Here is a 10,655-nt window from a genome sequence, read left to right on the forward strand (position 1 = left end):
ACTGTGGTACCAAATTTTTAAAACAAGTAAACTGTGCATCAAACAGCAGTTTTATAGTTCCCGTCGATCCACCCCTGTTTTTGGCAACAATTAACTCTGCAATACCTCTATCAACCGTATCGTGGTGGTAATATTCATCACGATACAGCAGCAATACTAAATCCGAATCTTCCTCAATTCGCCCCGATTCTCTTAAATCTGACATCAAAGGACGTTTGTTATTTCTACTTTCCACACCACGATTTAACTGCGACAAAATAACAACAGTTGTGTTACATTCTCGTGCTAATTGCTTTAATCCTCTGGTGATTTTTCCAATTTGAAAAGCCAGATTAAAACTATCACCATCCGTCCCTTCCATTAATTGCAAATAGTCAATCCCAATCATGCCAATGCGATTATTTTCTGCAATCAATCGTTTAACTTTTGTACGAATTGAATTAATAGTTAACATCGGTGAATCATCGATATAAATCGGTAATTCGCTTAATCTACTAATCGATTGCGCTAAAGGTTCCCATTGGTTTTTACTAACAAAGCCGTTTTGTAAATAGCTTGATTCAATGGGCATATCAGTCGATAAAAACCGATCTCCCCATTCCTCCTTATCCATCTCAAGACTAAAAATTACAGTTGGCATCTGTTGATGTCGCGAAATATTAAAAGCTAAATTACCTAAAAAAGATGATTTACCCATCGCCGGACGACCAGCAATTGTGATTAATTTTCCCGGCTTAAATCCTCCTATCACCGCATCTAAGTCATAAAATCCAGTGTTAACACCCCTACCCGTACTTTTTTCTTCAATGCGTTCAAAAGCATTTATCAAGATGGATGATAAGGGGGTTGGTTCGGAGGATGATGCAAAAGCGCTGTTATTTACCTCTAGAACCTTTGAAAAGGCTATGGATAGCTGTTTACCTATTTCTTCGGTTTGGTCGTGCGCTAGGGCGTAAATTTCTCCGCTGGCTTTGATTAATTGCCGTCGGTGGTATTTATCCATCACCAATTGAGCCAAGGCATCGATGTTAACTGCCGATACCGTCCGGTCTACCAGGGACGCTAATTGGTTCCTACCACCAATTTTTGCAAGTTGATTGCGATCGGAGAGCCAGTTAATAACTGCGAGCATATCCGTAGGCTTACCTGAGTTATCAAGTTCCAACACAGCAGTGTAAATATCGCGGTGGATGCCTAGATAAAAAGCTTCACACGCGAGTATGTCTTTAACTCTTGCGATCGCGCCTGGGTCGAGCAAGATACCGCCTAAAATTGCTTGCTCTGCTTCGATATTTTGAGGAGGCAGCTTGTTAATACTCGCAAAACTAAGATTTTCAGACATAGTTCTCCTCAAGAATTGGATTTTTTGCTAAAAGTTCGCGCACGTCCACACGAGCAGATTTCGCCCAATTAAACCAGCATTCGTAAAAATCGTCGTTTAAAAATTGCCGTAAATTAGTATCGTCTGTGCGTTCGGTGGCACTTTTAACGACAATCTGTAGTTGCCCGAACCACATTTGGTGCTGCGGCTCACTGAAAGCCTCAAAATTGTATTTACCCTTTGGGTTTTGCGTTTCGAGCCACTGTCGGCGTAATTCTTCAAAGTTAGCTTCAATCCACTTCATCGGTAGTTGTGGAGGTTTTGGCAATGAAGCTGTTTTATTTTTAGAAAATTGCCAAAAATTCTCTCTCTCGCCTTCTGAGAGAGTCTGTATAAAGTCTGAATAAGTCTGAGGGGAAATGAAACCCTTGTCAGGCAAGGATTCTAGCTCTCGATTTGGACAATTCTGTCCAAAATTGGACAAATTTGTCCGGAGTTGGACAAATCTGTCATCATTTGGACAAAATTGTCCAGGGTTGGACAAATCTGTCATTTTCTTTTTTCCAGAGGATTTACTTGTCTTTTTCTGCTGACAAAGCTCTTTTGCTTTTTTACCTGCTAAATTTTGTCCGCGCACTAAAACAGGTTCCCAAAAATAAAGTTCTAGTTCTTCTAAACGAGAAAGCGAGCGTTTGATTTGTCTGAAGCTTACTCCTATGACTTCGGCTATCTCCGGAATTTTCGGTAGTTCAATCATCTTGTCACCGAAAGGGTCTACCATTTGCAAATAAGACCATAATGCCCAATCAGCAGCAGTCAATTTACTGCGAATAGCTTTAATAGCCATTGAATTTGGAGTTTGATAAAAACCATTTGGCTCCACACTCGAAATTGCGCTATCATTCATAGCTGTTTGTTGTATTTGTGTCATACATCTAGAATTATTTGATTTACTTGAAGGCAGTCCCAATGAAAAAGATTAGTTTTCCATAAAAGTCCCCTGCCCTCTGCCTTTTTGCTAGAATCCACTTACATATTTAGATTCAATCAAATACTCGTCCAAATATTTTTGACCAATTATTGTAAGTGGATTACCTTCACCCGATTCGTTAAGTGATTTCCAAAAAGCCGTAACAATTGAGATTTCAATCATATCTGTCACGGAGCGGTTAGGCATTTGAACTCGAATCGGCTCAACTCCCATCTTTCGCATAAATTGGCGAGCAGTGTAAGATGGTTTTTTCACCGAAACCGCCATTTGACGAGTCGTAATTGCAGTGTCTCCGGTTACTAATTTGTAAGCAATTACTCGGAATAATTTATGCTTGATTTTAATCCGCTCGACAGCTACCAAATAATCTCCGTCGGTCAGATATTTTTTAGAGAACAATTGGACATTTTTTGTCATCTTTATTCACGCGAAAAATTCATCACCATTAGTAGTGATTATTAACGCGCTCTCCATATTAAAGGACAAAGTATGGGATAGACAATCCGGATGAGCGACTAGAAGCGGTCAGGGGTTTGTATCCCGCAACTTCATAAGTTTCTGCCAAAACTGATTGCTTCGCGTTCAGATTTTTGTTACTAACATCGAACTTTTCTCTGGGTAGTTGTCTGTACAAAAATTCGCAGATATAGATGCACGGAGGATGAATAAAAAATATGTAGATCGAAGCTAATTTGATACGCGAGCAAAACTTGAATATTCCGGATTCGATGTTCTTACTCATCATAAGTGATAGAAAAAAAATCCGGCAAAATTAATCAACCAAATTATTTTAATATTATGTAGTCCAATCGTTTTTCTTTATACAAAGCAATTCATGAATAAATATATTAATTGATACACAGTCTATATAGAAAATCTATATTTTCTATACTTGTATAAAAATAGTATATTCATGAGTATTACAAGTCGCCAAATCTCTAATAAAGCAAGAGAAATCAAATGAGAAGGAAACTCTTAACTACATTTTTTATTTAATTAGATAAAAATAAGGCAAATACTGAGAATATTTCTTATTTATATTAGATTTGATGGGCAGGTTGATCTAATTGAGGACAATAATACGAGTAATATAGAAAACTTCGGTGACAGTTAATAAACTTGCACAATAGTTATAAATACTGGAATTAAAAGTTAATATTTTACTTTTTACGGCATTTTGCCGACATCAACTATCTGCTTACTTGCTATATATTAACTGTATTTGAATTTTAAATGGTTAACATAGAGTTGTCTTTTCTACCAAGCCTCTTCGTGAGCAGGGCTAACCAATTCTATTTCCTTGCCTTCTACTTGATTGATTGATTGTACTGAATGTTCCCCACTTACTAAAAGCTGCTCTGCAATTCGTTCTCTCAAATCTATAGCTTCCTCTAAGTGACTAAGTGGGACTTGAGGCGATCGCATAATTAACCTTGGATAAACCTGTTGGAACCAAAGTTGTTCGCTTCTATTTATTCGCTCTATATCTAATTTGGGGATGGGAATAGTTATAGGATAAGGAATCGAACCTTCATTTCCAGAGGTATAACCAGGATTCGTAATCACACATTTGCCGATTGGAAAGCGCATGATTTCATCTGCGGTAAGAATCGGCATTGTCTGTAAATTATCCGTCCAAGTTACCGTTCGTCCTTCCTTAGAATCGCTGATAGATTTATTTTTAACGATAAATTCCTTGTGTCCGTAAGACTGGGAAAATTTATCCGCAGTTGAGTAATTTGCTGGGTTGTAGAGAATTTTAGTGCTGCAAGCGCTGATTATAGCGGTTGCTAAATTATCACCGTATGCGTTCGCTAGTTGTTCTTTCATATTGGACACCTAATACAAAACAAGCTCCGTTACTTCTGTACTCATTAATCCACTGGGGTAATGCTTTGAGGTAAAGTGATGGCAGTTCATCGATAAATATTCCTAGCGGGTCTTTCCTTTGCGTACATAAATTGCTCACAATGGTCATGTGCAATGCTGCCGCAAGCAATGGTCCGACAACATCGCGTCTGGGGTCATCTAATTTGAATATCAGGATTTGCTTTCCCGATAATTTAGTAGAAATAGTACTTTTACCGATGAAAGAAGAAAGAAGCGATCGCTGGATAAAAGCAGAAAATATACCTACTGTGGTTGTGTCTATACTCGCAATAGTTTTCTCGCTGTCTTTTGCTTTAAGATATTGTTGAAACGAAGCAGCAACCCAACGAGAAATCGTACCTGCTTCCACTGCTGCGTGTAACTTGTTGATAAAATCATCGATGGACTGGATGCAGTAAACGGTGGCTAAATCCGGACAGTCGCTACCTTTGGCTAATTGGATTAGTGCTTTAGCTAATAAATCGGCTGCTTTTGAGAAAAACTCATCACCTTTACCGCTACCACCAGCATTTGCGTTTATTACTTGAGCAATTTGTGCCGCGCTCACCGCATCTTCCTGATTCTCCATAAAATCGAGTGGGTTAATTACTTCGCTGTATGGTTCCCCAGGAGCAAATATTCGCACGTCGTAACCGTAGCGTGCAGCTAGCGGTGCAAGTAGTTTCATCTGGTCGCCTTTTTTGTCGTAGACAATTAGGGGAAAACCCTGCATCATACAGCTTTCTGCCATACGGTCAATTGTGCCGAAAGTTTTACCGGAACCGGGAGCGCCAAGAACAAGGGTAGAACGTTCCGCATGAGGAATCCAAACAGTTGGTGATGCTCCAAAAAAAGTTTGAAATGATGCACCAAATTTTCTGAATCTACCAGAAAACCAGTAGCGGGGTGAACCACACCAGAAAGTTACTTTATTGTGAAAGCGTTCTTCAATTTGCTTGAGAGCGAGGTTAGTTGCTGCTAATTTTTCACTTATTCCTACTACTCTTCCAGTAGATATTTTGCCTTTTTTATTACCAGAAAATTGACTTAGTAAAATTAAAAATACTAAAATCCCTATCATTGCTAAACCTTCGGGATTAACGAAGGTTTTAAATAGTCCGTTGATGTCAAAACCGGATAAAATCCCGTTTGATTTTTGTTCGGTAACAGTTTTGTATTTGGTATTTGGTGAATATAAAAAATACTGCTTCATCTTAAAAGTTAAAGCCTATCTTTGAGAAATAAAGTTGTAAAAAGTACGAAAATTCCTAAGCCTAAGTTAAAGTAGCCTAAAAAGCGCACAATTTTAGAAGATGGATTGGTAGAATCATTGATCGAGAATAAGTATTTTATGGTCAATCTCCTATAAAAACAGGCGCATTAATTTTATAAGTAAAAAATGGAATGGGACCAATAAAATATGGTGTTGCACCACAGGCATTTCTGAAGCGAAAGAATAAAGCGGTGTCAACAGTATCGGTTTTCTCGTCGGGTTCCATTACTGCTACTTTAAAAGCGCTTCCATAAGGCAATCTTCCCGTAGGTTCCTTACCTCCATTTACCGATTTCAAGCAACCCCAACCACCTTCTACCTTTTGATATTTTCCGCTAATCCAAGAACTTCCTTCAAATTTACCTCTTATGTTACGTCCTGAATTTTCTAAATCATCAAGTTCAATATTTGGACAATTTTCTCCTTCACAGGGAACAGAAAAGCCTGCTACATCCGAACCAGATACCGTGCGTTGACGACGTTTTTCAGCACGACCCCAAATGAAATCAATTCTGGCAACCTTATTACCTGATTCGGTTAAGGGAAGGGGGAAAGAAGCTAAAGGAACATCGCTTAATCCTGGAATATCTTTAACTAAAGCGTTTTCCCAACCTTTAAAATTCGATAGTTGTACTGCATTAAGGTTGGGGATGTCAGAAATTGTGTATGTTGATAAGTCAACTTGATTGAGTTTTAGCTTTCTTAAAGCTGGATTTTGGGATAAGAGATTTGATAGAGTTGTGCTGGTATTAATTTGAGGAGATTCGGCTTTTAATAGTGCAGCAATGGGTGGTATTTCCTCTGTATTATTTTGTCCTAAGTTTGGTACTACTTCTGCCAAATGTTGAAGGCTTTGCTCTCCTAACAGTCGAAAATCTTCTAAGGTCGAAGTGTTTAAATCTGGATAATTGGAAACACTTACAATATTATTAAGACTGAATAGCTGGGGCTTTAATGCTTCATCAATATCGCCTAAAGTTAAATATTTATCTGGAGTATCCCCGGCATTCCATTTACGAGCTAATCCGTTAACTTTTATTAAACCACTTTTTTGGATTGGTGGCATTTGGTTAAATGAGATTGTTTGCCAGTCAGGTAGTAATACAAGATTTCCTTCTTCTGAAGTAACTATGCGCGTAAGTAAATTAGTTTGGCTTTGCGCTAAAGATGACGAAACATAAATGGTAAAGGAAGCTAGTAAAATAGGAAAAACTTTTAAAGCGATAAATTGACCAATCTTCATTAATCTATGTTGAGATATTTACTTTTATTCTCAAACAATTTTTAGAATGAAAGTGATTGACTATTGACGTAAATATGTTTATTACAAAAGTGATATTTTTAATATTCAAGCTATCTCCCTTTAATAAATCACATTTTTATTACAAAACTATTGACCAGCTTGTATGTTTAATACAATGAAAGCTCCTATTACAGAATAACCTGTAACTATACATACCTTAACTAAGTCTAATAATTGGTAAGTTTTTAATGGACAATTTAATTTTTTAAGAATCGGAGGAATATGGTGACCTATCCACTCTGCACCCTTCGGGTTCGCCAGCATTTCCTTCGGAGACGACGGGACGGAAACCGACACCGCCGACTGGACTCACCGCGTCACACGTTTTAAACTAAATATTTATACCTCAACCTATTAGACATCTCCAAAAATTGTCAAAGGTAGGCTGTGGCTAGCTAATAAGATATAAGTGCAAGCATCACAAACTGGCTGGTTTATACGATAAAATAGGTGTTTGAGATATTTATTGATAGAAACAAGGCAAAAAGTAAATATGTTATCTTTTTTATTTTTTTATAAGTGTAGATATGGCGGTCGCACTCGTTTTCACAAAATCGCGTTGCTTCCAGTTGATAATGATTAAGACATATACATTCATTAAATGCATTTTTGATTAAAAAGGATTCTGACAATAAAAATGTTGAGAGTAATTAGAGTCAAATCCTTTTTCCCAAGGAAATAATCCTTGTGTGTCAGGAATAATTGCTTGAAAAACCAGAAGCTCAGGAGAGCGTTTTGCAAACCAATCAGCAAAAGTGGTAATATCTACGATATTTTCGCTAGTCACTGGTTTTAAGATAACTTGACTTTTACCTTCAAATATTTGAATGACCTTTCCTAATTTAATATTTTCTCCATTTTTCATCAAATTAAAGATACAATTTATCACTACAGATGCTTGTTTTGGATGAAAGCCATTTATGAGTATTTCTGGTAGTCCTAAAGCAGATGCACCAACAGAATAACAAGTTACATCATTATCTTCATCATCGAAAACATTAATATGAATACCTGTTTTTCGGATATTTCCCCATATTAAACGTCCTAAATTTTCCCACATCTTATGACCTAGAGAAGAACGCATGTCATCTTCTTGTAGCGTCATAATATTTCGTATTATTACTTCGTCTAATTCTGCACCTCTTAAATCAGTTCCTTGTAAATTAGTTCCACTTAAATTTGTATTTATCAAGTTAGAGTCACTTAAATCAGCATTAGTTAAATCAGCATCTTGAAGATTTGCTCCATTTAGATTTGCTCCTCTGAGGTTAACAGCATTTAATTTTGCACCTTTCAAACTCGCATTTTTAAAATTGCGTTCTCCTAAATTATATAAATCTAAAATATTTGTATTCTCAGCAAATTTATTAATTTTGGTAGATTTTTTAGTTGTTTCGGTTGGTGTTGGATTAGCTAAAGTCCTTTTATCAAGCTCCATTAGAACATTAAATATTTCTTTGGATAATTCTTCAGTTGTTTTATTTTCATCCTCTTTTCGATTTAAACTCTCACTATGGCTCATTTTTTGAACGTCTTTGAAAATCCAGTATTTCATATGTCCTAAAGCATGACTGTCCCAACCTTCTGGACTATTACGCCATTCTTCTTGACGATGTGATTTAACTTTATGACCTAAACGAGAAGTAAATAAATCAAACAATTCTTTAACAGTAATTTCCATTGTTGAGACACTTTTTAATAAGAAAAAGACAACTTGTATATTTTTAGTTTAACAATTACAATTTGAGCAACAACAGTAATATCACTTAATAATTTATATTAAGCAATGCGAAAATATCTATAGTTAAATCACTTAATAATACCAGAGAAAGGCCCAAGCATCTATAAATTCCTAGCACCGGAAATCAAACAAAGAGGTTTTCGTTTAGATGGCTTACTTTTAATTCCCGAAAATCACCCGTCGGAGCCAATCTATTTTTTAGAGGCTCATTCCTACAAAGACGATAATTTTTACAATCAACTTGCTGGGAAAATTGTTCTTTATTTAACAAGCGTATCAACCACCAAACGAAGAATGGTATGCCATAGTTATCTATGATGTAAAAAGTAGTGAAGGCAATTTTCCTGGATACTTGAGTTTTTTATTGCCACACTTATTTTCAACTTTGAGTATGGAGGAAATTGAAGCCATGTTAAATTTAGATTCTTTGAAGACAAGTAGAGTTTACCAAGAAGCTAAAGAAGAAGGTTCCCTGGAGACAAAATTAAAAACTATTCCCAGGCTAATCAAACTAGGGTTAACTGTTGAACAAATTGCAGAATCTCTCGATTTAGATGTAGAAACAGTAAGAAAAAATACTCAACAATAAAACTAGCTTGCTTGCAACAAGTGGGTGCTGAATTTAAAAGTATTCCACTTGATACTTTTCAACTGCCAAACAAAACCTCCGGTTCTTTAGCCCAACGACTTGTATCTGGTGATGCAGCCGGACGAGCGTAAATTGCTTTATTACGAATCTCCACAATTTTATCTTCTTCTCGAATCATACTAGGAGTAAAGTGCGATCGCACTTCTAAAAAGTCTCCTACACCTACAGTTAAAGGTTGTTCGCCAAGTTTAGAGGTCGGAAACTTCTGTGCATTATGATAAAAGATTTCCTCAGCCGTTTTTCTTACCATCAGCGCGATTTCTGCCGGAGTAAGTAGTTTGGTTTCTCTCAATAAGCGCAACCAATCTTTCTCGCAAAAATCCAATCCAGGAAAATATTTCGCTAGATGCAATTTAAAGATTTCATATCTTGCTCCAGTATGGGGAAGGTCTACAAAAATAATCTCATCAAAACGACGTATTAATTCTGGAGGTAAAAACTCCAATCTGTTAACTGTTGCCATAACTAAAACTTGCGATGTTCTTTCTTGCATCCACGTCAGTAACTTTCCTGCTAATTGACGAGATACACCACCGTCACTGTCGGAATCGAAACCAGCAAAACCCTTGTCGAAATCGTCAAAATAAAGAACTAAACCATGTTCTCCATTCGCATCGCAAAATTGTAAAAACTCTCGTAAATTCTTCCTTGATTCGTATGCAGTAGCACCCCTTAACCCAGCCCAGTCAGCAGCAACCATTGGTACACCCATTTTTTTCGCTGCTAATTTTGCACTTAAAGATTTACCCGTTCCTGGTGGTCCCCAAAGAATCATTCCTTTTGGAAAGCTGAGATTGTGTTGTTTCGCTTCTGGCTTAAGTAATACCGCAGCACGTTCTAAAATTTCTTCTAATAAATCCAATCCAGCAGATGAAGGTACATCAGGTTCGCTTATAAATTCTACACCCTGACCTTTTAGCTTGCTCTTCTTGTAATTTAATACCCCATCAATCAATTCTTCTAAGGAATGGGTAAATCTCGATAAACGCTTCAATAACATCTCTAATTCACCAAACGGCAAGCCTAAGCAAGTGCGGATTAAAGTTTCAAGCTGTTGTGTATTGTTTGTTGTGAATTTACAGCAAAAATCCCAAACTAAAGTTGTAATTGCGATCGCACTTGGTAACGGGTTAACTAATACAAGAATTAAAGGTGCTAACGAGTAAGGAAGTTCAACATAATTTTCCAAACATATGAGAAATCTCGGTACAGAATTTGCAACTAGGTCATAAACTAAATTACTCAGCATCATTTCTGTTTGCTGGGACAACCTACCTGTTACGCTATCGGGCGAAATTGTACCTTCAAAAACAAATATCCCTGGTACATCGGGATGTTGTAATAACCAATTTAATCCTGATATACATTGGTATTTTGTAGATATAAGTCGCTGATTATCATTGAATAGTTGTAACTCAGAATAACCAGTATTCCAAAAATATAAAGGTAATAATTGATTCTGAGCTAATTCATAAACAAAATCTAATATTTTAAATCGTTCGGTAATG

10 protein-coding genes are annotated in these 10,655 nt (G+C 36.7%); 2 read left to right on the forward strand and 8 right to left on the reverse strand.

What is annotated here, in order from left to right; genetic code table 11:
- The 7 genes from dnaB to VB797_RS34100 all read right to left on the reverse strand — a co-directional run.
- A partial coding sequence (dnaB, locus tag VB797_RS34070; RefSeq protein ID WP_323242232.1) for a replicative DNA helicase occupies positions 1-1,342 on the reverse strand: 1,342 nt, incomplete at its 3' end.
- The gene (locus tag VB797_RS34075; RefSeq protein WP_323242234.1) at positions 1,335-2,252 is read right to left on the reverse strand and encodes a hypothetical protein; all 918 of its coding nucleotides are present in this window, start codon (positions 2,250-2,252) and stop codon (positions 1,335-1,337) included. The genes dnaB and VB797_RS34075, both read right to left, overlap by 8 nt.
- An 87-nt stretch (positions 2,253-2,339) precedes the next feature.
- Positions 2,340-2,729, reverse strand: a complete 390-nt coding sequence (locus VB797_RS34080) for a hypothetical protein (RefSeq protein ID WP_323242235.1) — start codon at positions 2,727-2,729, stop codon at positions 2,340-2,342.
- A gap of 840 nt (positions 2,730-3,569) precedes the next feature.
- Positions 3,570-4,142: a TraM recognition domain-containing protein gene (locus tag VB797_RS34085; RefSeq protein WP_323242236.1), complete on the reverse strand. Its 573-nt coding sequence runs from the start codon at positions 4,140-4,142 to the stop codon at positions 3,570-3,572.
- Entirely contained in the window at positions 4,111-5,394 is a 1,284-nt protein-coding gene (locus VB797_RS34090; RefSeq protein WP_323242237.1) for a type IV secretory system conjugative DNA transfer family protein, read from the reverse strand. Before VB797_RS34090 ends, VB797_RS34085 begins: the two co-directional genes overlap by 32 nt.
- A gap of 142 nt (positions 5,395-5,536) precedes the next feature.
- On the reverse strand, positions 5,537-6,697 hold the full coding sequence (locus VB797_RS34095; protein WP_323242238.1) for a hypothetical protein: 1,161 nt from the start codon (positions 6,695-6,697) through the stop codon (positions 5,537-5,539).
- Positions 6,698-7,370: 673 nt separating this feature from the next.
- On the reverse strand, positions 7,371-8,438 hold the full coding sequence (locus VB797_RS34100) for a DUF4262 domain-containing protein (RefSeq protein ID WP_323242239.1): 1,068 nt from the start codon (positions 8,436-8,438) through the stop codon (positions 7,371-7,373).
- A 183-nt stretch (positions 8,439-8,621) separates the two neighbouring features.
- On the opposite strand from VB797_RS34100, the gene VB797_RS34105 reads away from it, so the two are divergent.
- Positions 8,622-8,816, forward strand: a complete 195-nt coding sequence (locus VB797_RS34105) for a DUF2887 domain-containing protein (protein ID WP_323242242.1) — start codon at positions 8,622-8,624, stop codon at positions 8,814-8,816.
- Positions 8,817-8,907: 91 nt separating this feature from the next.
- Positions 8,908-9,087, forward strand: a complete 180-nt coding sequence (locus VB797_RS34110; protein WP_323242240.1) for a hypothetical protein — start codon at positions 8,908-8,910, stop codon at positions 9,085-9,087.
- Positions 9,088-9,145: 58 nt separating this feature from the next.
- On the opposite strand, the gene VB797_RS34115 is transcribed toward VB797_RS34110, so the two are convergent.
- On the reverse strand, positions 9,146-10,654 hold the full coding sequence (locus VB797_RS34115) for an ATP-binding protein (RefSeq protein WP_416350968.1): 1,509 nt from the start codon (positions 10,652-10,654) through the stop codon (positions 9,146-9,148).
- Position 10,655 lies beyond the last annotated feature (1 nt).

Origin of the sequence: Rivularia sp. UHCC 0363 (assembly GCF_034931125.1) — a bacterium.
In the GTDB taxonomy this organism is placed as follows: Bacteria; Cyanobacteriota; Cyanobacteriia; order Cyanobacteriales; family Nostocaceae; genus Rivularia.

Excerpts from the sequence above, each read along its gene's own strand:
- VB797_RS34075 (WP_323242234.1), bottom strand. The coding sequence starts at position 2,252 with ATGACACAAATACAACAAACAGCTATGAATGATAGCGCAATTTCGAGT.
- VB797_RS34080 (WP_323242235.1), bottom strand. The coding sequence starts at position 2,729 with ATGACAAAAAATGTCCAATTGTTCTCTAAAAAATATCTGACCGACGGA.
- VB797_RS34085 (WP_323242236.1), bottom strand. The coding sequence starts at position 4,142 with ATGAAAGAACAACTAGCGAACGCATACGGTGATAATTTAGCAACCGCT.
- VB797_RS34090 (WP_323242237.1), bottom strand. The coding sequence starts at position 5,394 with ATGAAGCAGTATTTTTTATATTCACCAAATACCAAATACAAAACTGTT.
- VB797_RS34095 (WP_323242238.1), bottom strand. The coding sequence starts at position 6,697 with ATGAAGATTGGTCAATTTATCGCTTTAAAAGTTTTTCCTATTTTACTA.
- VB797_RS34100 (WP_323242239.1), bottom strand. The coding sequence starts at position 8,438 with ATGGAAATTACTGTTAAAGAATTGTTTGATTTATTTACTTCTCGTTTA.
- VB797_RS34110 (WP_323242240.1), top strand. The coding sequence starts at position 8,908 with ATGTTAAATTTAGATTCTTTGAAGACAAGTAGAGTTTACCAAGAAGCT.